General features: G+C 43.3%; 24 protein-coding genes and 1 riboswitch. Of the genes, 11 read left to right on the top strand and 13 right to left on the bottom strand.

The features are described 5' to 3' along the window. The first annotated feature begins 36 nt into the window (after positions 1-36). Positions 37-954 carry a LysR family transcriptional regulator gene (locus tag ACP7AK_RS03195; protein ID WP_325755955.1) on the top strand — a complete coding sequence of 306 codons (918 nt, stop codon included), beginning with the start codon at positions 37-39 and terminating at the stop codon, positions 952-954. A 168-nt stretch (positions 955-1,122) separates the two neighbouring features. Beyond that, positions 1,123-1,734, top strand: coding sequence for a thermonuclease family protein (locus ACP7AK_RS03200; protein WP_005246145.1), 612 nt, complete (start codon positions 1,123-1,125; stop codon positions 1,732-1,734). Between the two features lie 90 nt (positions 1,735-1,824). Here the strand turns inward: ACP7AK_RS03200 and ACP7AK_RS03205 are convergent, their stop codons facing one another. Genes ACP7AK_RS03205 through ACP7AK_RS03215 form a run of 3 tightly spaced genes read right to left on the bottom strand, consistent with a single transcriptional unit; the run spans position 1,825 to position 4,388 of the window. Beyond that, positions 1,825-1,932 (bottom strand): hypothetical protein, encoded by a 108-nt coding sequence (locus tag ACP7AK_RS03205; RefSeq protein WP_004647088.1) that lies wholly within the window; start codon positions 1,930-1,932, stop codon positions 1,825-1,827. Positions 1,933-1,941: 9 nt separating this feature from the next. After that, a complete protein-coding gene (gene cydB / locus ACP7AK_RS03210) occupies positions 1,942-2,946 on the bottom strand; it encodes a cytochrome d ubiquinol oxidase subunit II (RefSeq protein WP_425878546.1) in 1,005 nt (334 codons plus the stop codon). Further along, positions 2,943-4,388 (bottom strand): cytochrome ubiquinol oxidase subunit I, encoded by a 1,446-nt coding sequence (locus ACP7AK_RS03215; protein WP_004280451.1) that lies wholly within the window; start codon positions 4,386-4,388, stop codon positions 2,943-2,945. Before ACP7AK_RS03215 ends, cydB begins: the two co-directional genes overlap by 4 nt. Positions 4,389-4,653: 265 nt before the next feature. Here ACP7AK_RS03215 and ACP7AK_RS03220 point away from each other — a divergent pair, with 265 nt between their 5' ends. Both ACP7AK_RS03220 and ACP7AK_RS03225 read left to right on the top strand, forming a co-directional pair. After that, positions 4,654-5,097, top strand: a complete 444-nt coding sequence (locus ACP7AK_RS03220; protein WP_278357645.1) for a winged helix DNA-binding protein — start codon at positions 4,654-4,656, stop codon at positions 5,095-5,097. After that, the gene (locus ACP7AK_RS03225) at positions 5,094-6,296 is read left to right on the top strand and encodes an MFS transporter (RefSeq protein WP_425878549.1); all 1,203 of its coding nucleotides are present in this window, start codon (positions 5,094-5,096) and stop codon (positions 6,294-6,296) included. The genes ACP7AK_RS03220 and ACP7AK_RS03225 overlap by 4 nt, the downstream gene beginning before the upstream one ends. Before the next feature lie 6 nt (positions 6,297-6,302). Here ACP7AK_RS03225 and ACP7AK_RS03230 read toward each other — a convergent pair whose 3' ends face one another. After that, positions 6,303-7,283, bottom strand: coding sequence for a GlxA family transcriptional regulator (locus ACP7AK_RS03230; RefSeq protein ID WP_312328673.1), 981 nt, complete (start codon positions 7,281-7,283; stop codon positions 6,303-6,305). A gap of 78 nt (positions 7,284-7,361) precedes the next feature. Here ACP7AK_RS03230 and ACP7AK_RS03235 point away from each other — a divergent pair, with 78 nt between their 5' ends. Next, a complete protein-coding gene (locus ACP7AK_RS03235) occupies positions 7,362-9,185 on the top strand; it encodes an acyl-CoA dehydrogenase (RefSeq protein WP_425878551.1) in 1,824 nt (607 codons plus the stop codon). A 54-nt stretch (positions 9,186-9,239) separates the two neighbouring features. On the opposite strand, the gene ACP7AK_RS03240 is transcribed toward ACP7AK_RS03235, so the two are convergent. Beyond that, positions 9,240-10,454, bottom strand: a complete 1,215-nt coding sequence (locus tag ACP7AK_RS03240; protein ID WP_425878553.1) for an alkane 1-monooxygenase — start codon at positions 10,452-10,454, stop codon at positions 9,240-9,242. 188 nt (positions 10,455-10,642) lie between these two features. Between ACP7AK_RS03240 and ACP7AK_RS03245 the strand changes: the two genes are divergently transcribed. After that, positions 10,643-11,593: an AraC family transcriptional regulator gene (locus ACP7AK_RS03245; protein ID WP_425878554.1), complete on the top strand. Its 951-nt coding sequence runs from the start codon at positions 10,643-10,645 to the stop codon at positions 11,591-11,593. 2 nt (positions 11,594-11,595) lie between these two features. On the opposite strand, the gene lpxB is transcribed toward ACP7AK_RS03245, so the two are convergent. Next, entirely contained in the window at positions 11,596-12,768 is a 1,173-nt protein-coding gene (gene lpxB, locus ACP7AK_RS03250) for a lipid-A-disaccharide synthase (RefSeq protein ID WP_425878556.1), read from the bottom strand. Between the two features lie 387 nt (positions 12,769-13,155). On the opposite strand from lpxB, the gene ACP7AK_RS03255 reads away from it, so the two are divergent. The 3 genes from ACP7AK_RS03255 (at position 13,156) to ACP7AK_RS03265 (ending at position 15,854) form a co-directional block, all read left to right on the top strand. Beyond that, positions 13,156-14,046, top strand: a complete 891-nt coding sequence (locus ACP7AK_RS03255) for a sulfite exporter TauE/SafE family protein (protein WP_004280461.1) — start codon at positions 13,156-13,158, stop codon at positions 14,044-14,046. A 127-nt stretch (positions 14,047-14,173) separates the two neighbouring features. Further along, the gene (locus ACP7AK_RS03260; protein ID WP_191112238.1) at positions 14,174-15,265 is read left to right on the top strand and encodes a 3-deoxy-7-phosphoheptulonate synthase; all 1,092 of its coding nucleotides are present in this window, start codon (positions 14,174-14,176) and stop codon (positions 15,263-15,265) included. Between the two features lie 64 nt (positions 15,266-15,329). After that, positions 15,330-15,854 carry a protein tyrosine phosphatase family protein gene (locus ACP7AK_RS03265; protein WP_005262777.1) on the top strand — a complete coding sequence of 175 codons (525 nt, stop codon included), beginning with the start codon at positions 15,330-15,332 and terminating at the stop codon, positions 15,852-15,854. Positions 15,855-15,856: 2 nt separating this feature from the next. Here the strand turns inward: ACP7AK_RS03265 and ispF are convergent, their stop codons facing one another. Beyond that, positions 15,857-16,345 carry a 2-C-methyl-D-erythritol 2,4-cyclodiphosphate synthase gene (ispF, locus tag ACP7AK_RS03270; protein ID WP_004731199.1) on the bottom strand — a complete coding sequence of 163 codons (489 nt, stop codon included), beginning with the start codon at positions 16,343-16,345 and terminating at the stop codon, positions 15,857-15,859. A 100-nt stretch (positions 16,346-16,445) separates the two neighbouring features. Here ispF and ACP7AK_RS03275 point away from each other — a divergent pair, with 100 nt between their 5' ends. After that, on the top strand, positions 16,446-17,099 hold the full coding sequence (locus ACP7AK_RS03275; RefSeq protein WP_425878559.1) for an A1S_1983 family putative colistin resistance protein: 654 nt from the start codon (positions 16,446-16,448) through the stop codon (positions 17,097-17,099). Positions 17,100-17,181: 82 nt separating this feature from the next. Here the strand turns inward: ACP7AK_RS03275 and ACP7AK_RS03280 are convergent, their stop codons facing one another. The 6 genes from ACP7AK_RS03280 to ACP7AK_RS03305 form a co-directional block, all read right to left on the bottom strand. Further along, positions 17,182-18,426, bottom strand: coding sequence for a D-amino acid dehydrogenase (locus ACP7AK_RS03280; RefSeq protein ID WP_425878560.1), 1,245 nt, complete (start codon positions 18,424-18,426; stop codon positions 17,182-17,184). A 135-nt stretch (positions 18,427-18,561) separates the two neighbouring features. Further along, positions 18,562-18,649: riboswitch (glycine riboswitch) on the bottom strand. Positions 18,650-18,961: 312 nt separating this feature from the next. After that, positions 18,962-19,870, bottom strand: a complete 909-nt coding sequence (locus ACP7AK_RS03285) for an AEC family transporter (protein WP_425878562.1) — start codon at positions 19,868-19,870, stop codon at positions 18,962-18,964. Between the two features lie 125 nt (positions 19,871-19,995). Continuing rightward, entirely contained in the window at positions 19,996-20,517 is a 522-nt protein-coding gene (locus ACP7AK_RS03290) for a GNAT family N-acetyltransferase (protein ID WP_425878564.1), read from the bottom strand. A 66-nt stretch (positions 20,518-20,583) separates the two neighbouring features. Beyond that, positions 20,584-21,678, bottom strand: a complete 1,095-nt coding sequence (gene aroC / locus ACP7AK_RS03295) for a chorismate synthase (RefSeq protein ID WP_004280471.1) — start codon at positions 21,676-21,678, stop codon at positions 20,584-20,586. A 13-nt stretch (positions 21,679-21,691) separates the two neighbouring features. After that, the gene (gene prmB, locus ACP7AK_RS03300) at positions 21,692-22,699 is read right to left on the bottom strand and encodes a 50S ribosomal protein L3 N(5)-glutamine methyltransferase (RefSeq protein WP_313390287.1); all 1,008 of its coding nucleotides are present in this window, start codon (positions 22,697-22,699) and stop codon (positions 21,692-21,694) included. Positions 22,700-22,902: 203 nt separating this feature from the next. Continuing rightward, a complete protein-coding gene (locus ACP7AK_RS03305; RefSeq protein ID WP_425878567.1) occupies positions 22,903-23,289 on the bottom strand; it encodes a DUF1311 domain-containing protein in 387 nt (128 codons plus the stop codon). A 200-nt stretch (positions 23,290-23,489) separates the two neighbouring features. Here ACP7AK_RS03305 and ACP7AK_RS03310 point away from each other — a divergent pair, with 200 nt between their 5' ends. After that, positions 23,490-23,798, top strand: coding sequence for a hypothetical protein (locus tag ACP7AK_RS03310; RefSeq protein WP_005100098.1), 309 nt, complete (start codon positions 23,490-23,492; stop codon positions 23,796-23,798). Positions 23,799-23,910 lie beyond the last annotated feature (112 nt).

Genomic DNA, 23,910 nt, shown 5'->3' on the forward strand with positions numbered 1-23,910 from the left:
TATTATGAATAAAATGATTTTATCCCATACATTATTATGCATAGTATTCATTCTAAAACAGTCATGGACCTGCGAAATTTTCATCGTATCGACATTAACCTTTATCCGCTTTTTATGGCAATTTATGAGCAGAACAGTATTTCTAAAGCTGCACAAATTTTATCAATCAGCCAGTCTGCTGCTAGTCATGCTTTACAACGTTTAAGGCAGCATTTACAGGATGATTTATTTGTACGTACTGGTAGCAAAATGCAACCTACGCCGTTTGCGGAACAGATCTATCCTGAGCTGAAGAATGCACTTTTTGCAATTCAAAATATTTCAATACAACATCAGCAGTTCAGACCAGAAATGATTCAGAGTTTGAAAATTGCCGTTCATGATGAAATTGAACCAATGATCTTTCCCAGACTCGTTCAGCACTTTCAGCAACTCAATCTAGAAATTCAGCTTAGCAGCATGAAACTGGACCGTAAAAATATAGCAGCAGACCTCGCCTCTCAACAGATTGATTTTGTCATAGATCTGGAACAAAACATTGCTGAAAAAATCCAGTTTGAACGCCTGGTGCAAGATGAATTTGTAGTGTGTACACAATTAACAGAAATGAATGAGCAGATTTATCTTGCCTCGCCTCATATTGGCGTGTCATCACGCCGTACTGGTGTTTTAGTTGAAGATATTTATTTAAGTCGGAAACAATATTCACGACAGATTTTTTTACGCTGTCAGCATTACTCAACTGCTCTGCAAATTCTGGAGCAGCAAAAGACAGCCATGCTGACTATTCCTAAAAATGTATTGACGCATTTACAATTGGCTACCAGTCTAAATATTTTTGAAGTCCCTGTGGAACTGCCGAAAATTAATATGGGGATGTATTGGCATAAGGATTTGCAAGAGAATAAAAGACATCAATTTTTGAGAAGTGAAATTTATAAAATTTTTGCTTAGGCTATTTATAAAGGAATGCAAGTTTACTTAGGCTATTTTTATATAAGTTTAGATGGTTGCATCTTCATCTTTTCAGTAGAAAAATATACTTAGGCTATTTTAGCTGGTACAAAACTAAACACTGAGTGATTAGCTTTTAAGCCGTAGATCTACTGGCTTTGCTCTAAAATGGCTCGACTTTTAGCTGTGATTTTACAGCTGGTTTTGCTGATTTGGATCTTGCCTTTGTTAAATCTCTCCATCACCTGGCAAATTGTGCTGGGCCTCGTACTGCTGTGTTTTTCTTATTATCTGCTGCATAAAATTACAGTTTATTTAAAAGATGTTTTCCGCCCCTTTAAGAAAGGCAAAAAATACTGGTGCCGTGTAAAAGCCGTAAGTGATGGTGATACCCTCACCTGCTACCGTTTTAATATTCGTCGCTCTGAGACCAAATTGCGCTTTGCTTTTGTCGATGCCCCTGAATCATCACAAGCCTATGGCAAGGAATCGCAGCGTCTGGTCAAAAGCATGGTGAATAATAAAATGGTTCGGGTCAAGATTACCGATATTGACCGTTATGGCCGCTGTGTCGGTGTGGTCTACCGCTATCGCAAAAATATCAATGAAGAGATTGTCAAACGTGGTGCAGCGTGGGTCTATGAAGAATATATCAAAGATAAAAACCATTTACGCTATATGATGGAGCTGCAAAATAAAGCTAAGAAACAGAAAAAAGGCCTTTGGAAAGGCAGTCGCCCTGTACGTCCAAGTGTTTATCGTAAGCAGGTAAAATCGTAAATTTGATTTTGTCAAAGATGAATTGCAAATGATAAAAAGTGATCAGGACATTCTGATCACTTTTTTTTCACTCATTTTAGTTTTACTAATTTAATAAGCCAAATGCACCAGAAAGCGGAATGCGCCAGCAATCAGGGCCAGCGTTAAAAATCCTGCCAGCCACAACCCTACAAACCATAATGCCTGTTTGCCTTTCATGACCACTCCTTAATGATAGCCATCATCGCCGACCCTGACCTTATGCCGGAATACCCAATAGGACATACCGGTATAAATCACAATAATTGGAATCAGGATCAAGGCGCCAATCAAGGCAAATAGCTGGCTATTTTCATGCGCTGCTGCCTCCCAGATAGTCACGCTCGGCGGGATAATATATGGCCATAGACTGATCAAGAATCCAGTATAAGCGAGGAAAACCAGAACCAGCATATAGGTAAATGGGCCTAATTCACTACGTCTTTTACAGGCACGTAAGGCCAGCCAGGTAAACAGCAGAACCAGAACTGGAACTGGCATAAAATAGGTAAATTGTGGCTGACTAAACCAGCGTTCGGCAATCTGTGGATGAGTCAACGGCGTATAAATACTGACAGCACCCAATATGATCAGCAAGGCAATAATCAGCTTAGGCATCAGTTTAAACATTCGATCCTGTAAGTCATCTCCGGTTTTATAGATCAGCCAGCCACAGCCTAATGCCGCATAGAGCACCACCACACTGATTCCGGTGAAAATACTAAATGGAGTGAGCCAGTCCAGACCACCACCAACATAGACACCATTTCGAGTTTCAATGCCCTGAATATAAGCGCCTAAAATCATGCCTTGCAGGAAACTGGTGATCGCAGAACCACCGATAAAGGCTTTATCCCACCAATGCTTACTGCGGTTTGCCTTGAAGCGGAACTCAAAAGCCACGCCGCGGAAAATCAAGGCAATCACCATCAGAATAATTGGCATATACAGCGCCGAGAGTACGGTCGAGTAAGCAAGTGGGAAAGCTGCAAATAACCCTGCACCACCCAGTACCATCCAGGTTTCATTGCCATCCCAGACCGGAGCCACAGTATTCATCATGACATCACGTTCATCCTGATGCGGAAAGAAAGGAAACAAGATGCCGATGCCCAGATCGAAACCATCGAGAATGGTATAAATCAATACACCCAAACCAATAATCACAATCCAGATTAATGATAAATCAATCATTTTTTGTCCTCCTGATCCGGTTGTTCAGGAACTTCTTCGATACGTTCGCGAATACTACTTAATGGTCGGCGTGAAGCCTGAACTACATCGCTATCTGATTCATGATCTGGTCGGGTATGAATAAAATCCGGGCCTTTGTGCATCAGGCGCAACATGTAGTAAATCCCGATACCAAATACCACACAGTAGACAACTACAAAAATAATCAGGGTCAGCCCCACCTGTTCAGCGGAAACCGGAGACAATGCATCCTTGGTTCGCATGATGCCGTAGACTACCCAAGGCTGACGGCCGACTTCTGTGGTAAACCATCCCGCAAGCATGGCAATAAATCCGGAAGGTCCCATAATCAGGGCAAATCGGTGCAATGCACGGGACTCATAAAAGCGACCACGGGTACGTGCCCACGCTCCCCATAACGCCAGTAACAGCATCAATACGCCGAGTCCGACCATAATCCGGAAGCTCCAGAACACCACCAGCGAATTCGGCCGGTCTTCAGGCGCAAAGTCTTTAAGTCCTGTAACCTTTCCATCCATCGAGTGGGTTAGAATCAGGCTACCCAAGTTGGGAATTGCGACTGCATATTTGGTTTCTTCGGCCTCCATATCTGGAATACCAAAGAGATATAAGGGCATGCCTTCGTCATGATTGGTTTCCCAGTGCCCTTCCATGGCTGCAAGTTTGGCTGGCTGATGTTCAAGGGTATTAATACCGTGCATATCACCGACGATGACCTGTAAGGGCGCGAGTACCAGAAGCAGCCACATCGCCATGGAAAATGAAGTCTTGACCAGTGCATCACGACGGCCTTTGATTAGATGCCATGCGGCTGTAGCAGCGACCAGTAAGGCGGAAACCAGAAAGGCAGCCATAGCCATATGGGCCAGACGATAAGGGAAAGATGGGTTAAACACGATAGCAAGCCAGTCTTGCGGAACAATCAGGCCATTTTCAATCGCAAAGCCTTGTGGGGTCTGCATCCAGCTATTGGACGATAGAATCCAGAACATGGAAATACAGGTGCCTATCGCAACCATCAAGGTCGAGAAAAAGTGCGCCTTTGGTCCCACTCGCCCCCAGCCAAATAACATGATGCCCAGAAAGCCCGCTTCCAGAAAGAAAGCGGTGAGTACTTCATAGGCCAATAAAGGTCCAGTCACGCTGCCTGCCACCCGGGAAAACTCACTCCAGTTGGTTCCAAACTGGTAGCTCATGACCACACCAGAGACGACACCCATCCCGAATGCCACAGCGAAAATTTTCACCCAGAATTTGAATAGATCCTGAAAAATCGGATTTTGGGTTTTGAGCCAGCGCCATTCCAGAATGGCCAGAAAGCTGGCCAAGCCAATAGAAATTGCCGGAAAAATGATATGAAAAGATACAGTAAAGGCGAACTGTATTCGTGCTAACTCTAATGCAGTTAAACCCAGAGTCATAAGCTTCACCTATGCATTGTTATTTGGCATCTTTGCCCTTCAATTTTTAAGTCATGAATTTTTCTAGTGACATGGCTAGCTTAGGCGTGGCTGTTATAAAAAGTATGTAGTCTTTTGTTGATTATTTTTTAATCAGGTTAAACTATGTAACTATTGCTGATAAAGAAAATATTACTCTGAATAATTTTTAAAACTCTCCTCTTGAGCTTTAGATAAAACAGGCGTAAATTAGGCCTAAATTTAGTTACCCAGGTTAACTAACCATATGTTTTCCGAATCTCCCCGACTTCGTACGCTGTTATTACGCTGCGCACGACTGATGAGCGATGAGATCAATACGATCTTGTTGTCATCACAATTGAATTATTCTTTATGGCAGGTGTTATACGTCATCCAGTCAAAGCAACAATGCACGCTGGCAGATATTTCCAGTTATCTCAATGTATCCAAGCCCGGTATTACCAAGCGGATTCAGCAACTGGTTGAACTCGATCTGATTGCCCAACTCGAAACTGAAGACAAACGTCAAAAGCTGTTCAAATTGAGTGAGCAAGGAATTGAGACCTTTGCGATGTGTTCCAAACAGATCGATGCATTTGAAGATCAGTTGCTTGAGCACATTGCATCAGATGATCTTGAAGGCAGTAAAAAAACCTTAATCCAACTCATACAGCAGTTACATCCCTCATCTCAGGACAAACCTCAATGAGCCAAGAACAAGAAGCGCTTTTATGGACGCCCAATTTTATCCTGATCAGTCTGGTGAATTTCCAGTTGGTTCTGGTGTTCTATCTGCTGGTGATTGTGATTGTCGGCTACTCGGTGGCTGAGCTAGGTGCATCGACTGCACAAGCCGGTCTGGTATCAGGTCTGTTTATTGTGGGTACGTTATTTGGACGATTATTGATCGGAAAATTACTGAATCGTCTGGGCCTAAAAAATACGCTTGTCATTGGCCTGACTGGCTTTCTGCTCTTTTCCGGACTATATATGATTCCGGCCAAGCTGGAAGTTTTACTGGGCATCCGTCTGATACATGGCTTTATGATGGGTATGGCTTCTACTGTACTGGGTACAGTGATTGCACAGACCATTCCTGCCACACGACGTGGTGAAGGAATTGGCTATTTCAGCATGAGCAGTACCCTTGGCACAGCGATTGGTCCCTTTGTCGGAATCTGGTTGATGACAAATTTTAATTATCAGGTAATTTTCATCTTTACCAGTATCGTTGCGCTCAGCTGCCTGATCTGTGGACTGTTTATCCAGCCACCACGTCTTAAAGCCAGTACGCTAAGCTCATCATCTACTCCACAAAGCACCAGCAAACTGGCCCAATATATTGAACCGAATGCCTTACCCATTGCCGTGATTGTGTTGCTAGTAGCGACGTGTTATTCAGGTATATTGTCCTTTATTCATTTTTATGCCAAAGACATTAATCTGGTCGAAGCAGCATCATTCTTTTTCTTAATGTATGCCTTTGCCATTTTGCTTTCGCGTCCTTTTACCGGCCCGCTCATGGATCGTAAAGGCGAAAATATCATTATCTATCCTGCCATTGTGATTATGGCACTGGGAATATTGCTACTCAGTCAGGCGCAAAACTCTGTGATGTTACTCACTAGTGCAGCGTTACTCGGTTTTGGTTTTGGGAATATCCAGTCAGTGTGTCAAACCATTGCGGTGAAAAGTACGACATTACAGCGTATGGGACTCGCAACCTCAACCTTCTTTATTGCCCTGGATGCCGGTCTTGGTTTTGGCCCGTATTTTCTGGGTATGCTGCTGGACCAGATTGGTTACCGCCAGCTTTATCTGTTCTCTGCGCTGCTCACCCTGAGCTGTCTGATCTGGTATTACTTGCTGCATGGCCGGAAAGCAGGAAAAATACAGCCTTCTCATTAAACGCTTTTAAAAGCGCCGGCTAAACCGGCGCCGGTATTCCAACGGCGTCAGACCGGTTTTTTTATGAAATAAACGGCGGAATGAACTTGGGTCCTGATAGCCGACATTTTGCATGATCACATCCACAGCTTGATCGGTTTCTTCCAGTCGTTTACGGGCGGCTTCAATCCGGATTGCTTGTAAATACTGATTGGGCGGTATGTCTAAGGCTTGTTTAAAGCGTCGAATCAGGGTTCGGCCAGTCACATTAAAGTGTTCCGCCAGCTCGTTCAAACTAAAATCTTCATGAAAATGCTGCTCTAGCCAGTTCTGGATTTTTTGTACCAGTTCATCATGGTGCGGCTGGCCAATATTCAGCAATGAATAAGACAACTGGCTATCACGGCGGTAATCAATTACGAAAGATTTAGCCGATTGCATGGCCACCTCAAAGCCATACAAGCGCTCAATCAGATGCAAACCTAGGTCAAACCAGGCCAGGCCTCCACCTGCACAATAGATATTCTGATCCCGGCTAATCATCAGATCGGCATTCAGTTTCACCTTAGGATAGCGTGAACGAAACACTTCCTGAAAACCCCAATGTGTTGTTGCAATCCGGTCATCTAAAATGCCTGCTTCTGCCAGAAAAAAATTCCCCGTACAGTTTCCTGCAATTAAAGTCGCCTCTGCATGTGCAGATTTTAAAAAATGAATCAGTTCTGGATTCTGTTGCAATACATCCTGAATCGGTGCAGCGATGGTCGGTACCACCAGAATATCTGCAGTTTGAATCTCTTGATAAGAAAAATGTGCCTGCAACTGCAGCCCATTGATACACCGAATCGGATGTCCCTCCGGACTGGCGATACTCACCTTAAACAGGCGCTGTACGTCCTGCTGCTGGATCCGGTTCCAGCTTACGCCAGCCATGGTAAATAAATCGACCACACCCGTAATGGCCGAAGCCAGAGCCCCATGAAAGCCTAAAATCACCACCTGTTGCATACTTTACTAATTGTCACTTTTCACCCGATTCATGTCATTATTGACAATCCTCCTCAATAAAAGCAACTGCTAGTCTTGATGCTATCTCAAGGATTGCACATTCAGGACAGTACCGTGACCCAACTGATTAATGATAAAGATCTGCATTTCCAGCTTTATGACGTATTCAAACTTGAAGCGCTGACTAAACTGCAACGCTATCAGGATCATGACAAAAATACTTTCGACAGTATTCTGGAAACGGCAAAAGGTATCGCGACTGATTATTTTGCGCCGCATAATGCCAAAGCTGATCAACAAGAACCGAACTTTGATGGCAAACAGGTCAAAACCATTGATGAAGTGAAGACAGCCTGGCAACAGTTTGCCGATGCCGGCCTGCTTTGCGCCCAGCATGATTATGCAGATGGTGGCATGCAACTGCCCACTTTGGTGAATATGGCCTGCAATGCTTATTTTATGTCGGCCAATCCGTCCACCGTGGCTTATTCTTTTCTAACGGCCGCTGCGGCGAACCTGATACAGGCTTTTGCCTCCCCAAAACAAAAGCAAATATTCCTACCGCATATGTTGAGTGGCCGCTTTGCTGGCACCATGGCCATGACAGAGCCGAATGTAGGTTCCTCTTTGGGCGATCTGACCACTAAAGCGATTCCTCAGGCAGATGGAATTTATAAAATTAAAGGCCAGAAAATGTTTATTTCGGGTGGCGATCAGGACATTAGCGAAAATATTGTGCATCTGGTCTTGGCGCGGATTCAGGATGCGCCGCAAGGCGTGAAAGGAATTTCCCTGTTTATCGTACCAAAATTCAAAACCAACGAGGATGGTTCACTCGGTGAAGCTAATGATGTACAGCTGGCTGGCTTACTACACAAAATGGGCTATCGAGGTACTACATCTACAGTTTTAAGCTTTGGAGAAAATGATAATTGCTTAGGCTATTTAATTGGTGAACCCGGTCATGGCTTAAAATACATGTTCAAAATGATGAATGAAGCACGTGTAGGTGTCGGTCTGGGCGCAGCCATGATTGGTTATCGTGGCTATCTGGAATCTCTGGATTATGCTAAAAACCGTCCACAAGGCCGTCCAGTTCATGAAAAAACACCTGACTCGAAACCAGTGAATATCATTGAACATACCGATGTCAAACGCATGCTGCTGGCGCAAAAGTCGTATGTAGAAGGTTCGCTGGCACTTTGCTTATTTGCAGCCCGATTAATTGATGAACATCAGGCAGCTCAAGATGAAGATAGTGCAATTCTGCTTGATCTCATCACCCCGGTAGTCAAATCTTTCCCTTCTGCCTATGGTCCGAAAGCCAATGATCTGGCCATTCAGGTCTTGGGCGGCGCGGGTTATACCCGTGAATATCCAGTGGAGCAATGTTATCGTGATAACCGGCTCAATCCGATTCATGAAGGAACTTACGGCATTCAATCTCTGGATCTGCTGGGACGTAAACTCTGGCAGCACAATGGCAAAGGGCTCAATCTGCTCATGCAGCGCATCCAGAAGACCTTGTTAGAAATTTATGAACCTAAGATAGTGGAACTGGCAGAGATCTATAAACAGCATCTTGCCACTGTGCAAAAGACTACACAGATTTTAGGCCAGGCCTTGCATCAAGGCAAAGTCAGTGAGGCTTTGGCCAATTCAGGACTGTATCTGGATATGATGGGCAAAACTATTATATCTTGGCTATGGCTGGAAATGGCGAATCAGGCTCAACTCAAGTTTGGGACATCTTCGCAGGCAGAAGATCAGACTTTTCTGGCAGGGAAAATTCAGGCAGCTCAATATTTTATTCGCTGGGAACTCCCTGAAATTGAGCATCAGGCCAAATTACTGATGAATCTCGATGATACTTGCCTGAATATGCAAGCCGACTGGTTCTAGGCAAAATTCATCAAAAAATGCGCCTTTATCGGCGCATTTTTATTTTGTAATTCATTAACCGATAGAGTCATTTACACCAAATTTTTTAAACAGCTTGGCACGCTTGGAAGGCAAGATATTGGCCTTGCTTAAATCGCCCTGATAATGCTGATATACCCGCTGATCCATGATTTTGTACCATAAAGGTGGAATCAAGGCTGGAATCAGCATGGTTGCATAACCGCTCGGTAATTCTGGCGCTTCATCAAAATGTCGCAACGCCTGAAATGGACGGCTTGGAAAGGCATGATGGTCAGAATGGCGTTGTAACTGATACAAAAACAGATTAGTCACAATATTATTATTGTTCCAGCTATGTTCCGGCAAGGTTCGCTCATAACTGCCATCCGCTTTCTGTCCGCGTTTTAGTCCGTAGTGCTCGATATAATTCACAATCTCAAACAGGCTGACGCCATAAAATGCCTGTGTCAGTGTATAAGGAATAATTTTCTTGCCATACGCCTTCAGCATCAAGGCATGATAGCCAGCACTCATGGCCCAACCATGAAACAGTTCATTTTCCTGACTAAAGAATTTCAGTCCTTTACGCTCGAGCCGTCTTTTTTCAATCTGGATTGCAGATTTTAATCCGCCTATTACGGTACGTGGCCAGAAACGGTAAAAAGATTCACCCATTTTCGAAGATGCCGGATCTTCAGGCGTGGCCACCCGTTTATGGTGTCCATAAGGATGTTCAATCCGGAAATGGTTATAGCCCAAAGGCATCAGGCTGGCATGAGACCAGTAATGGTCTTTTTTCTGTGGACGATGGCTGAGTTCATGTGCGGTATTCACGCCCACCCCATTAATCGCACCCATAGAAACTCCCAGCAGTATCTGATCCAGCAAAGACACATTTGGCCGGCTTACGACATAGCCGGCAAAGGCATTGGCTGCCATTTGCAAGGGAATAAATGCTTTTACAATGCGGTCATAATAAGGATCGTTAACCAGTGCCTTGATCTGCGCATCATTTGGATTATTGGCATCATCGCCAATCAGTGCGTCCAATGTCGGAATGATTACATGCAGTAATAAAGGCCCGCCCATCGCAAAGACTTTTTGAGTCGCTTTGGGACCAAAATGATAACCGGCCAGAATTCCCATTCCGATCACAGGCAGACCTGGGCTGAGCAACCAGCCAAAACGTTTTTTATCCAGCTTTACACCTTTTAGTGCCGACGCTTCCTGCGTAAACTGCGCTTTCTGGATTTGTGCAGAGGCATTCATTGCGACCTTCCTTTTTTATGTTACTCTGCACTTATAGTTGAATATTTCAGCAGTAGCGAACAGTATTCAACGTCCAGAAAAACTATGTCAGCGTCTTTGGCACATGCTGCCAAATTCTGGCCTAAAATCACAAAGTTAAAAAATCTATAGTCAATTAAATGAAATAAAACAGAAGAATAGAGTTAGGCATGGATGCTTTAAGTAAAATTTTTGATGATATTCATCTGGAAAAATCGGAATATCTTTATCTGAATGTATTTCATCCAGGCGGCTTTGATTATCAGCATGAGCCTTTTATGCTGGCCTATATCCTGTTACAGGGACAGGCCCAATTAAAGTTTATGAATGGTGATCGGCTGGAGCTGCAGCAAGGTGATCTGGTGCTATTACCCGCAGGTTCCGCCCATCATGTTTCGTGCCCAGACAATGCCGATTTTTCTGAGCACCATGCGATTAATCCTTATTTTCAGAGCCATGCACAGCAATGTATCGATCTCAATCGGGAAAATTCGAGGGAGCATAGTTTCATACTGGCCATTCGTTCCAGCCTGGATATCCAGATGGCCAAACCTCTTTTGAGTGCCTTACCTGAATACCTGCATATTCAGCATATTCTGGGCGATACCGCACCGGAGTGGTTACAGGTTGGCTTGCAGTTTCTGGCACTGGAAACCCAGCAGCTTCGTCCCGGACGTGACAAGATTCTGGATCATCTGGTCAGTATTTTACTGATTGAATGCGTGCGTGATTATATTTTAAACTTGGAAAATGCCTCGAGCTGGCTAAATGCGCTCTCGCATCCGGAATTATCTAATGCACTGGCGGCGATTCATGGCAAACCTGAACAGTCCTGGACCGTAGAAAGTCTGGCCGAACAGTGTCATATGTCACGTTCCAAATTCGCCCAATTGTTTACCCAGATTGTCGGTGAGCCACCCCTTGCCTATCTGCAACAGCACCGCCTGCGTCTGGCAGCGCAATATTTACGAAATAGTGGATTTGGTATCCAGCAGATCGCCTATCTGGTCGGTTATTCATCCGAGACGGCGTTTAGTCAAAGTTTTAAAAAACAGTTTGAACTAACACCTACTCAATACCGGCTGAATTGTCAGAAGAATCAGTCTTTATTATCAGACTAAAATTACTGGACTAACGCCAGTACTGCTTTGACCGGGTCTTCGCTATTGCCAGAAAGTAGCTGTTTGTGCATGGTGATATGCTGCATAACCTGAATCTGTGCTGCTTCAATATCCATCAGTTTTTCAATTTCAGCTGCCAGATTTTCAGGTGTAGCAGCGGATTGGATGAGTTCTTGAATCACTTTTTTGCCAGCAATTATATTTGGTAATGAAAAATATGGGATTTTTACCAGTAATTTGGCAATTCGATAGGTCAGCCAGTGCAATTTATAAAAAGTCACCATCGGACGGTGCAGCAACATCGCTTCAAGCGTTGCAGTTCCAGACGCCAGTGCAATGATATTGGATGCATTCATGACCTGACGGCCAATTTTGGACTCAGCGCTGGTATTTTCCATCAGGCGAATCTGGGCTTTTAAGCTCTCAGGATAAGTGGCCAATAAACTTTCGATTTGCTGTTTACGCGCATCATTAATCGCAGGAATCAGAAAGGTATAATCCGGATGTTTCTGATGCAGAATATTGGCAGCATCCAGAACCAAAGGTCCCAAACGCTCAATCTCGCCACGACGACTGCCTGGCAATAAGGCAATATATTTCTGATGTGGATCCAGACCTAATTCTGTCTGAGCATCCAGAATCGGATTTTCAAGCGGCAACTGACTGGCGAGCGGATGTCCAACAAAAGCTGCCGGAACATCCCATTGCTTGAAAAAGGCTTTTTCAAATGGAAATAGGCACAGTACCAGATCAATACTGGCTTTAATGCCATGTATACGGCCTTGACGCCATGCCCAGACCGAAGGACTGACGTATTGCACGGTTTTAATCGGTAACTGTTTTTGTTTAATGGTTTTTGACAAACGCAGGTTAAAATCAGGCGCATCAATCCCGATAAAAATATCGACCGGATCTTTATTCCAGGTTTCCACCAGACCATCCCGCACAGCAAAAAGTTTTTTAATATCTTTTAAAACTTCGACAATGCCCATCACCGACAGAATATCCATCGGATAATAACTTTTAAAACCTTCCGCGATCATTTGTGGACCACCGATACCTTCAAATTCAGCATCAATGCCTTGCTCACGAAAACGGCGAATCAATTTTGCGCCAAGCGTATCTCCAGAAACTTCACCGACCACGATTCCAATTTTAAGTTTTCGATTTAGCAAGTGGGTTTCCTCTCAGATCCGCATGGAAATTTATTGAATCGGGATTCTAACATAATCCTATGGCTATTCCGGAAGAAGCTTAAGTATCTTCTCATTTTAAGAAACCCACCGTTTAGAATGACTTAGTCAATGATCGAGCTTGCATAACAAGAATTAAATCGACATTTACAGCTACATTAAATTAGACAAAAATGGGTTAAATCGGGCAGTTAAAATCAATCATCATATTCACACTTTATACATACTCCAGTGAATAAACATGAAAGATCAGCTAATATTCTTCACCTAGCTTTATCTTTTTTATGCATAAGTAAATCAATAATCAAGACAACGACTTATATCCAAAAGTCATAAGATATGCTCGTTTTTTGATTTTGGCATATATGCATGTTTGGTCCGATTGAATTTATTTTAGCAGGCGTTCTGGTAGGTTTTTGTGTAGGTGTCACCGGTGTCGGTGGCGGTTCATTAATGACGCCAATTCTTATCAGTTTATTCCGGATTGAACCGCATATCGCGATTGGTACTGACCTGCTCTATGCCGCGATTTCTAAATTCTGTGGCTCGTTTGTGCATGCCAAGAAAATGAATATTGTCTGGCCGATTGTGATCTGGCTGGCCGTTGGCAGTATTCCCGCATCTTTTGCAACGCATTGGGTACTCGAGAACTATCTGAGCCAATCGACGCATTACAAAGCCGTCCTGACCATGGTCTTGGGCTTTATGCTGACTATTACCGGCTTATCCATTTTGTTTCGCACCCAGATCGAAAATCTTTTTAATAAATACAGAAAACAAGAACTACCGGATATGACGCAGGATCTGGAAAAAGTGAAGCTGCAAGCCAAAGAAAAGCGCGTTGCTATCATCATCATGGGCATTATCTTGGGCATATTTGTCACGCTCTCTTCAGTGGGTGCCGGCGCATTTGGCATCATGGCACTTGTAGTGATGTTCCCGAATCTGCCGATGATTCGTATCATTGGCTCTGACGTGGTGCACGCGGTATTACTGACACTGGTCGCAGGGCTGGGTCATATGTCTTCAGGCAACGTCGATTTCATGCTGCTCATGTGGTTATTGGTGGGGTCTATTCCGGCGATTATTGTCGGCACTTTACTCAGCTCACGTATGCCGGAAAAACTGATCCGCAAAATTTTAGGTATTACCCTATTTGCGCTGGGCGTGAATTTCATGATTAATCCTGTAAAATCAAAACCGGCTCAACCTGCTGAAACAGCAATGATAATTGTGAATCAAAATTCCCCGTCCGTTTAAGTTAACTATCCGATTCATCACTTTTTTTTCAAAGAAGTATTCATCTTTTTTATAACAAAGTGACGCATCATTCATGTTATATTCGGGCTATTAAACAACCTTTTGTATGATCGAACCAGTGACGGCAATGAATACACAACAGTCAAATCCTATTTCAGCATCAGATATTGATGACGTGAATATCCACAGCATGATTCCTCTTGTAACCCCTGCTGAGCTTAAAGCAGAGTTACCGTTGACTGAAACTGCTTATCAAACCGTACTGCATGGTCGTGAAACGATTCGTAAAATTCTGGATGGTGAAGACAAACGCCTGTTCGTTGTAATTGGCCCTTGTTCTATTCACGATCCAGAGGCGGCGCATGAATATGCTGAGCGCTTAAAAGTGCTGAGCGAAAAAGTTAAAGACAGCTTATATATCGTGATGCGGGTTTATTTTGAAAAACCACGGACTACCGTAGGTTGGAAAGGTCTGATCAATGACCCAGACATGAATGATTCATTCAATATTGAAAAAGGTCTGCGTATCGGTCGCAAGCTATTACTTGAACTGAATGAAATGGGCTTGCCATGTGCCACTGAAGCACTTGATCCAAACTCGCCACAGTATTACCAAGACCTGATTTCATGGTCAGCAATTGGTGCACGTACCACAGAAAGCCAGACCCATCGTGAAATGTCTTCTGGTCTTTCTTCACCAGTCGGCTTTAAAAATGGTACTGATGGCGGTTTAACGGTCGCGACCAATGCGATGCAATCTGTGAAACATGGTCACAGCTTCCTCGGTCTGAATGATCAAGGCCAGGTGGCTGTGATTCGCACTTCAGGCAATCCTTATGCTCACGTGGTACTGCGTGGCGGTAATGGCAAGCCGAACTACGATGCAGGCTCGGTTGCCGATGCAGAAGCCGCGCTAGCCAAGGCCAAAGTCAGCACCAAGATCATGATTGATGCCAGCCACGCCAACTCTAACAAAGACCCGTACCTGCAACCACTTGTACTTAAAAACATTTCCGAACAAATTCTTGATGGAAACAAGTCAATTGTTGGTATTATGGTAGAAAGTCATCTTAAAGGTGGTCGTCAGGATATTCCTGCTAACCTTTGTGATATGGAGTACGGTCAATCCGTTACGGATGGCTGTATCGACTGGGAAACCACTGAAAAAGTCTTACTCGACATGCATGAGGCATTGAAAGACATTTTACCTAATCGTTAAATGATCTGACCAACGCCATCGCCAAGATGGCGTTTGCATTTCTAGAACAAGGAAAATTTATCTGATGAATGATATTGAAACGGCATTAAGCCAGATTGAGAATTTTCAGTTCATACACGAGCATCTGTTTAGCTCCGGTCAACCGACCACTGCACAATTAAAGCTGATGAAAGAATACGGTGTATCTACAGTCATCAATGTGGCGCTGACCGATAGCGAACAGTATCTGCCGCATGAAGATAAAATTTGCCTTGAGCTGGGACTGAACTATATTCAAGTTCCGATTTCCTGGGAAACACCTTCAGACAATCAATGTCTGCTGGTACTGGATCTGATCGATCATCTGGTAAAAGAGCAAATGGTCTGGGTACATTGTTCGCAAAACTACCATGTCAGTTGTCTGATGTACTTATATCGTCAGTACTATATGGATATGGATCTGCCTACAGCACAAGAACACTTGCATCAGATCTGGGAACCGAATGAAACCTGGACCGGTTTAATGCATGCGGTTGCCCTACAGCTACAAGGCCGTAAAGCAACTCAGGAACTGGAACTTTCCTTGATTAATCCAAATTATTTTGCCTAATTTTATTTGCTGTGGCTCAACAGCACGGTTGCCATGGACATAATTCCTTCCTGACGACCGGTAAAACCTAACTGTTCAGTGGTGGTGGCTTTGATACTGATTTGAGTCACATCAACATCCAAGACATCTGCAATACTTTGACGCATCGCCAGATTGTGCTTAGCCAGTTTTGGACGTTCACAAGCCACGGTAATATCAGCATTATTCAGGTGATAGCCACGATCCAGAATCAGCTGATAGACATCCTTGAGTAGTACCCGGCTATCTGCACCTTTAAACTCAGGATCTGTATCCGGAAAATGCTGGCCAATATCTCCAAGCGCCAATGCACCCAACAAAGCATCACAGAGTGCATGCAGCACCACATCACCATCCGAATGTGCTTTCAGACCTTGAGTATGCGGAATTTGAATGCCTGCCAAAGTGACAAAATCACCTTCTTCAAATGCATGCACATCCAGACCCTGGCCAATACGAATTTGTGCGATCACCTTATACATCCTTTAGAAATAGCCCATTGAAATCTTGTACACTTGCTTTCTATTTCGCTATAGTTAGACCAAGCGTAACACAGTGAAAGTATAAGCGATCATGCTACTGAAAACTGATATAAATATGTTGAAAATAATTGGCCTGATGCTCGGCCTGGGGATGATTTCTACGGGTAGCTCGGCGATCACAATGGACTGTAGCGATGACAGCCAAAAAACGGCTGCCATGAATAAAGTCTGCTCAGCATCGTTGGCTGAATCTCGTGCAAAACTCGCAGACCAATACTTTACTGCTTTTCTGATTACCGATGCGCCTGTGCGTTTATTACAAGATAGCCAACAACTATGGGCGACCCGCTTACAGCAATGCAAAACGCTAGACTGTTTTAAACAGCAGTTTGAATGGCGTTTAGATGATTTAAATGTCTATATTTCACTGAATCAAAGTCTGACCCAGCATTATATTAAGTTTGAACAGGGACAAATCGCCAAGCAGCCCGTGCATCTCAAGATTCATCAACTGACCAAAGACCGGATCAAGATTGAAGGCCTGGCATATCGTAATCCAAATAACCGGACCGAGAAGCAGACCGTTCCTTTTTTAGCCTATACCACGCCTGAGACAAAAAACCAGATCACCGATAATGAAAATGACTGCCGCTATGAGTTTAACTATAGTAAAGCCATTTTAGCGGTCAGTAGCCAGCAGAAAGGCTGTGAACGATTTACCGGTATTTATCGACTATATGATTGATTTAATTTAAAAATATTAAAATTTATTGTCATATAAAATGAGATTTTTGGTGTAAAAAATAGCCCGCAAGCGGGCTATCAATTTAAGCTGGATAGTATTGCGCAATTTCCTGACTAATCATCGCAGCCGTTGCAGCTGATAAAGTCCAGCCCAGATGACCATGTCCGGTATTGTAAAAGACCCGCTCATGTTTGCCACGACGTACCACAGGCATCATATTTGGCATCATGGGGCGTAAGCCTGCCCACGGAACAACATGCTCAGTACACAGGTCAAAATTACGATTGGTCCAGTCAATTAAAGGTTGAATTCGGTCAGCACGAATATCCCGGTTATAGCCATTAAACTCGGCTGTTCCTGCAACACGCAAACGATCCTTGCCTAGGCGTGACAAGACAATTTTCGCACTTTCATCTAGCAGACTGACCCAAGGTGCGTTGTTCTGGCTCTGCTCATCATTCAGTTGCACGGTAATCGAGTAGCCTTTGACTGGATAGACATTGACTCGTTCACCAAGTATTTCAGCCAATTGATAGCTGCCAACCCCTGCACAGACCACAATGGCATCTGCATTAATTTCCAGAACATCCTCTGGAGAGGAATGGACATTTTCAGTACTAGGTTTGCATTTAACCCGAATATTCTGAGCCTGATGATCAACAACAAAAACATCTTGACCAAACTCAAATTTCACGCCTTTTTGCATACAGGCTTTGGCCAAACCGGTACTAAATTTATGAATATCCCCGGTGGCATCGCTCTGACAGTAAAATCCTGCATAATAATCGCCAGTTAATGCAGGTTCGATCTGCTTGATTTCTGCATTGGAAATGGCATTGCGCTCCAGACCACCGCTACACAACAGATCATTGACTTTGATCGCAACATCATAATCTGTCTTGTTATGATAAAAATGTAAAATTCCACGTTTTTCTAAATTGAAATCAATATTTTCTGTTTCGGCAATTTCAAATAAGCGTGCTCTTGCCAGTAAAGCCAGCCGTACAGTCTCTCGGGTATTGGCTTCATAATGTTTGATATTGCCCAGAAATTCCATGAGCCAGCTGTATTTATGCACACTGAAAGAAGGATTGAGCAAAAGTGGTGCGGTTATTTGTGACATCCATTTGATGCCTTTGAGTACCGTGGCTTTCTGGTTCCATACTTCGGCATTACAGGCAGAAAGCTGGCCGCCATTGGCAAAGGATGTTTCCATTGCCGGATAAAGATGCCGATCAACCACAGTCACTTGATAGCCTGATTGTGCCAGCTCATAAGCTGTGGTTACTCCGGTAATACCGGCCCCAATCACTACGACATGACGCATAGACACCTCCTTGATTATATTGATGTCTTTTCCCATCTGTCATGTGTACCTGAGAGCTTCGGTAGATACATTGCACATCAATGCGGCCACCTTCCCCTTCGGTGAGTGATTGAACACTTCTCTCCAGAGTTTTTATCCATTATCACAGTCCTTTTGCCTGAGAGTTTCCTGGGAACTTGCTCCTTCGGCGAATGCAGAAGCATTTCTCTCCTGCAATAATGTTTTATTATCATGAGCAATTTATATACCATTTTTAGGAAAAACACAGTTTTTATTTATGTTAATTCACGTGAATTTATCTGTGATTCTTTTTAATTAAGAGCATACATGGGTGGTGGAGGATATTGCCTAGATATCAAATTTTTAGATTTTGCTGTCCTAAGTAAAATGAGCAAGTTCTATCCTTTATAAAATTCCAGAACTTATTTAATTTTGGCGTTTAAATAGAACTCAACATTTGCTTAGGCTATTTTAATAATTCAAAGTATATGTCATCCAAAGCAAAATTTAGACTTTTATCATTTATTCTAGAATTTTAGATAATCCAAGAAAGCATCAGTACTAAGCTTCCTGCTGCGACCACTGTTTGTACACTGATAATACTGGCCATTAACTCACTATCGCCACCATACACCCGGGTTAAGACATACGAAGCTGAGGCGGTAGGAAGTGCAAAGAACAAGACCAATACCTGAGTAGTTAATGCATCAATCTGGAAAATTTTACACACTAAAAATGCAATCAGCGGCATTCCGAACAGGCGACCAAAGGTTATCAGGCTGAGTGGCAATACATCACGCTGAAAACCCTGAAACTGTAAGGCTGCTCCCACACACATCAAACCGAGCGGCAAACTGCACAGTGCAATCTGTTTAAGGAACTGCTCTGTTCCAGTCCAGAGTGACAAACCGGAAAGATTAAATAAACCACCCACTATACAGCCTAAAATTAATGGATTTTTAGACAAATCCAGGACGATTTTTTTCAGCTGCATATCGTGGCTACGGGTAAATGCCAGCACTGACAAGACATTCACCAAAGGAATACACAGCACCATGATCACCGCGAAGATGGTCATACCTTGCTGATGAAATAAGGCACTAACAGCAGCAAGGCCAATATAGGTATTAAAGCGCAGCAAGCCCTGAACATAGACGCCGAAACGCGCATAAGATATCTGGTAAATATGACGCAAAATATACAGTGCAATACTGACCACAGCCATTATACTAAATACGACAAGCACTACATCCTGAATGACATCCATTTGAATCTTGGCAGTGGCCAGATTTAAAAACAGCATCACCGGAAACAGTGCATAATAATTTAACTTTTCTGCGCCTCGCCAAAAATCATCACTCAACCATTGCCTGCGCTTAAGTAAATAGCCAAAGCTGATCAGTCCGATGAGAGGAAATAAAGAAGTTAAAATAATATGCAGCATATGACATCCTGGTCTGTTTTCTGCCTAATCTTAAGTCACTTAGACTGAACAGAAAACTTAGCATGTTCAGGAGCTTTCCCACTACTCAATTTAAGCAGTAAAAAGCTTGAATTTTCATCAACTAATCATATTGATTTGCTGATTTTTTCTAAAATCAGCAAATGTAACGGAATCAACGGTTCTCCGACATTTTGACCCAGTGGATATGCTTCAATCTTTTCAGTCAGCTGATAGCCATGGCGCTGATAATATGCCAACAGTTCAGTACGAACATTTAACACTGACATCTGAATCACGTTCTTCTTAAATATTTCGAAAATATGGGATTCGGCAAAGTCCAATAATTGCTTGCCATAACCCGAGTTTTGCTCAGCAGGTGCAACAGCAAAGCTTCCAATCTCTGCTACTTGCTGCCCTAAGCTCACGCCAATACAACCAAGAAGCTTATTATCAATTTCCAACACAAACAGCTGAAAATTTTCTAAATTGAGCAAGTCATATAACTGTTTTTCTTGAATACGATCACCTTGGATCATTCCTGCTTCAGTCGTCCATCCACCCGGAGTACGATAAGCTGTATTAATCAGTATGGTAAGTTGCTGAATATCAGCCTTGCTTGCCAATCGTATATTTTTATAGTGATTCATTTTATAAATAAAAAAGTCAGACCGAAGTCTGACTTTAAAACAATTTCACTTTAAAGTTAAAGCAAATTATTTAGGTTCAATCGGTGCAAATGGCGCAACAACATCGGCATTTTGCGCACGGTGACGCATGAAATGATCCATGAGCACAATCGCCAGCATCGCTTCAGCAATCGGGGTTGCACGCACGCCCACGCAAGGATCATGACGGCCTTTGGTCAGTACATCAGTATCTTCACGCTCAATATTGATGGTTTTACCCGGCGTGGTAATAGACGCAGTTGGCTTCAAGGCAATCGCAACACGAATGTCCTGACCGCTAGAAATACCACCTAGAATACCGCCAGCATGATTGGCCAGGAAGCCTTCTGTGGTGAGTTCATCACGGCTTTCATGACCAAACTGTTCAGCGACGCCAAAGCCATCACCGATTTCTACACCTTTAACGGCATTAATCGACATCATGGCATGGGCAATATCTGCATCTAAACGGTCAAATACAGGCTCGCCCCAACCCACAGGTACTTTAGATGCAATGATCTCGAGTTTAGCGCCACAACTGGTGCCTTGCTCACGCAAAGACGTGACCAGCGCTTCAAAACGTGGTACTGCATCCACGTCACCACAGAAAAACGGATTGTTTGGAACTTCATTCCAGTCCAGTTTTTCTGCTTTTTCTGTACCGATTTGGGTTACATGACCACGAATCTCAATGCCAAATTTCTCAAAAAGGAATTTCTTGGCAATGGCACCCGCTGCAACACGCATTGCCGTTTCACGCGCACTTGAACGGCCGCCACCACGATAATCACGGAAACCATACTTTTGGGTATAGGTATAGTCAGCATGACCCGGGCGGAAAGTTTGTGCGATATTGCCGTAGTCTTTCGATTTTTGATCCGTATTACGAATTAACAAACCAATTGAAGTACCCGTGGTTTTACCCTCAAACACACCGGAAATAATTTCTACTTCATCGGGTTCTTTACGCTGGGTTGCAAATTTCGATGTACCCGGCTTACGGCGGTCCAGATCCTTTTGCAAATCAGCTTCAGTCAGCTCAATGCCGGGTGGAACCCCATCGATGATGGCCATCAGGCCAACACCATGAGATTCACCACAAGTCGTTACACGGAACAGTTGCCCTATACTATTACCTGCCATGTCAAACGACTCCTTATGCAATAGACTGAATAAATAAATCACGGTAGGTACGGCATTGCTCTGCAGTCAATGCAAAGATACCAGTACCACCTTTCTGGAATTGCAACCAGTAGAAATCAACCGAATTAAAGTTTTGGCGCATCGCCCATTCTGAGTTACCCACTTCGATCACGATCAGGCCATTCTCAGTCAGATAATCTGCTGCTTGAGCCAGCATTTTACGCACCAGATCCAGACCGTCCTGACCTGCAGCAAGTGCAAGCTCAGGCTCATGATGGAATTCCTCAGGCAAATCAGCCATATCTTCCGCATCGACATACGGCGGATTAGATACGATTAAATCGTATTGGTTTTCAGCTGGAATTTTTTCAAACAGATCTGATTCAAGTAAAGCGATCTGATATTGCTTGTCATGATGCTCAGTATTGATTTGCGCAACTTCCAAGGCTTCTTTCGAAATATCAGTCGCATCTACTTCCGCTTCAGGGAAAGCATAAGCCAAGGCAATTGCGATACAGCCGGAACCGGTACACATATCTAGAATGCGTTGTGGTATCTTCGGATTCGGGTTTTCCGGCAAGTTATTAACCGCTTCACCCATTTGACCATGTTCACCCAGGCAATACGGGGCAAAACGGTTCTGAATCAGTTCAGCAATCGGTGAACGTGGAATCAGCACACGCTCATCGACATAGTAGGGTTTGCCGTCAAAGTAAGCCAGATTCAATAAATATGAAGTTGGAACTTTTTCATTAATACGGCGTTCCAGCAGACTTAAAAATTCGGCTTTTTCACTTGGTAATAATTTGGCATCTAAAATTTCAGCGTCCGCTTTCCATTCTAGCGACAGGGTTTGCAGCACTAGCGCTGAACTTTCAGCAAAATAATCTTCTGTGCCTTGGCCCAAATGTGCATCGTATTGACGTAATGCTGTCACACCAAAACGAATAAAATCACGAATGGTGGTTAAATTTTCAGCGGCTTCCTGCATATGTTCAGGGCTAATAGTCGGTCGATCCACTTAAGGCGTCTCCAAGGTCATTTTTTTAAACGCCTTATGATACCTTGTTTTGCCTGCTTTTATAATGCTAAAGCATGAAAAACACGAATTCTCTACGCTCACAAAAATTATAAAATTCCTGTTTTTGTGAGCGATCATGATTATAAATGTTTACTTTATTCAGGGATGTTTCTGTTAAATGCCGATGCTAATACTATGATGATTTATCGAAAACCGGACGCATAAGAACGAGATTGATAAAGATTGGCCTGATCCATAATCAAAGCCAGCATACATTGCCCTTGTTGCTGTTTGGCATATTTTCCTGACATTCTAAAATTACATTGCTGGGCCAGTTTACGCTCCCACAATACATGCTGACTGCGAATGGCGGCGGTTTGATTCGGATTCAATTTAAGATAAGTTTTATAGTTTTTCTTCAGACGTTTATTGTGAACTTTCAGCTCTTTTTCCAGGCATTTTTCCGCTTTGGGTGTATTACCATAACTAAAATTCATGCACTGTGTATATTCCTTGGAATACCCAACAGCAGCCTGTGTCTGAACCGTAGTACCCGCAAAAATTGCAACTAAAAACCATGCAAGACGCATAACTTCCCCTTGACCGAAACCGGTACAATCCCAATAAATGTTTTAACAATCAATATTGTTTAATTATCCACTGATATTAACGCAGTCCGGACAAAAATCCTATGCCTTTCTCGGACTGAAAGATTAAACAGTTGCACAATTGAAAATTGGCCCATGACCCACATATAATCCGCATTCAATCTTCAAACGAGCCCAGATCCATGAGCTATAAGCACAATAATCTTATGGCGATGCGCCAGAATTACTGGAATGATCAAGCCTCCAGTCAGGTGCAGCAAGAAAAGGTATTTTTGCAGTCGACCTTAATGCAACATGGCGTATTTACCGATGCGACATTGGACGATGCTAAATATCTGTTTTTTGGCTTGCCAAGTATTGTGATTGTAAAAGGCTATGCTTTGGGCTTCATGCATGACAGCGTACAGCGCCTGATTCATCAACATATTCAAACAAATAAACAACAGTTACAACAACGATCTGAATTAAAAATCCAATTTCAAATGGCATAATGCCCTGTCTAAACTGATACAAGTTGGTGAATAAATGAAAGCTTGCCTAGCTTTTACTATGAATTCAGCGGCTTAAACTTTTTTAATACGTGCAGAAACGCTACTATCCCTT

Source organism: Acinetobacter sp. TWP2-2-3, assembly GCF_049896445.1.
Classification (GTDB): domain Bacteria; phylum Pseudomonadota; class Gammaproteobacteria; order Pseudomonadales; family Moraxellaceae; genus Acinetobacter.

What these genes read in the sequence shown, in the direction of transcription:
- ACP7AK_RS03195 (WP_325755955.1), top strand. Translation starts at nt 37, where the DNA reads ATGCATAGTATTCATTCTAAAACAGTCATGGACCTGCGAAATTTTCAT.
- ACP7AK_RS03255 (WP_004280461.1), top strand. Translation starts at nt 13,156, where the DNA reads ATGTTTGGTCCGATTGAATTTATTTTAGCAGGCGTTCTGGTAGGTTTT.
- ACP7AK_RS03290 (WP_425878564.1), bottom strand. Translation starts at nt 20,517, where the DNA reads ATGAATCACTATAAAAATATACGATTGGCAAGCAAGGCTGATATTCAG.
- ACP7AK_RS03305 (WP_425878567.1), bottom strand. Translation starts at nt 23,289, where the DNA reads ATGCGTCTTGCATGGTTTTTAGTTGCAATTTTTGCGGGTACTACGGTT.
- ACP7AK_RS03215 (WP_004280451.1), bottom strand. Translation starts at nt 4,388, where the DNA reads ATGACTCTGGGTTTAACTGCATTAGAGTTAGCACGAATACAGTTCGCC.
- ACP7AK_RS03205 (WP_004647088.1), bottom strand. Translation starts at nt 1,932, where the DNA reads ATGAAAGGCAAACAGGCATTATGGTTTGTAGGGTTGTGGCTGGCAGGA.
- ACP7AK_RS03265 (WP_005262777.1), top strand. Translation starts at nt 15,330, where the DNA reads ATGAATGATATTGAAACGGCATTAAGCCAGATTGAGAATTTTCAGTTC.
- ACP7AK_RS03310 (WP_005100098.1), top strand. Translation starts at nt 23,490, where the DNA reads ATGAGCTATAAGCACAATAATCTTATGGCGATGCGCCAGAATTACTGG.
- ACP7AK_RS03240 (WP_425878553.1), bottom strand. Translation starts at nt 10,454, where the DNA reads ATGAATGCCTCTGCACAAATCCAGAAAGCGCAGTTTACGCAGGAAGCG.
- ACP7AK_RS03225 (WP_425878549.1), top strand. Translation starts at nt 5,094, where the DNA reads ATGAGCCAAGAACAAGAAGCGCTTTTATGGACGCCCAATTTTATCCTG.
- ACP7AK_RS03285 (WP_425878562.1), bottom strand. Translation starts at nt 19,870, where the DNA reads ATGCTGCATATTATTTTAACTTCTTTATTTCCTCTCATCGGACTGATC.
- cydB (WP_425878546.1), bottom strand. Translation starts at nt 2,946, where the DNA reads ATGATTGATTTATCATTAATCTGGATTGTGATTATTGGTTTGGGTGTA.
- ACP7AK_RS03200 (WP_005246145.1), top strand. Translation starts at nt 1,123, where the DNA reads ATGGCTCGACTTTTAGCTGTGATTTTACAGCTGGTTTTGCTGATTTGG.
- ACP7AK_RS03275 (WP_425878559.1), top strand. Translation starts at nt 16,446, where the DNA reads ATGCTACTGAAAACTGATATAAATATGTTGAAAATAATTGGCCTGATG.
- ACP7AK_RS03260 (WP_191112238.1), top strand. Translation starts at nt 14,174, where the DNA reads ATGAATACACAACAGTCAAATCCTATTTCAGCATCAGATATTGATGAC.
- ACP7AK_RS03280 (WP_425878560.1), bottom strand. Translation starts at nt 18,426, where the DNA reads ATGCGTCATGTCGTAGTGATTGGGGCCGGTATTACCGGAGTAACCACA.
- ACP7AK_RS03245 (WP_425878554.1), top strand. Translation starts at nt 10,643, where the DNA reads ATGGATGCTTTAAGTAAAATTTTTGATGATATTCATCTGGAAAAATCG.
- aroC (WP_004280471.1), bottom strand. Translation starts at nt 21,678, where the DNA reads ATGGCAGGTAATAGTATAGGGCAACTGTTCCGTGTAACGACTTGTGGT.
- ACP7AK_RS03230 (WP_312328673.1), bottom strand. Translation starts at nt 7,283, where the DNA reads ATGCAACAGGTGGTGATTTTAGGCTTTCATGGGGCTCTGGCTTCGGCC.
- ACP7AK_RS03235 (WP_425878551.1), top strand. Translation starts at nt 7,362, where the DNA reads ATGCTATCTCAAGGATTGCACATTCAGGACAGTACCGTGACCCAACTG.
- ACP7AK_RS03220 (WP_278357645.1), top strand. Translation starts at nt 4,654, where the DNA reads ATGTTTTCCGAATCTCCCCGACTTCGTACGCTGTTATTACGCTGCGCA.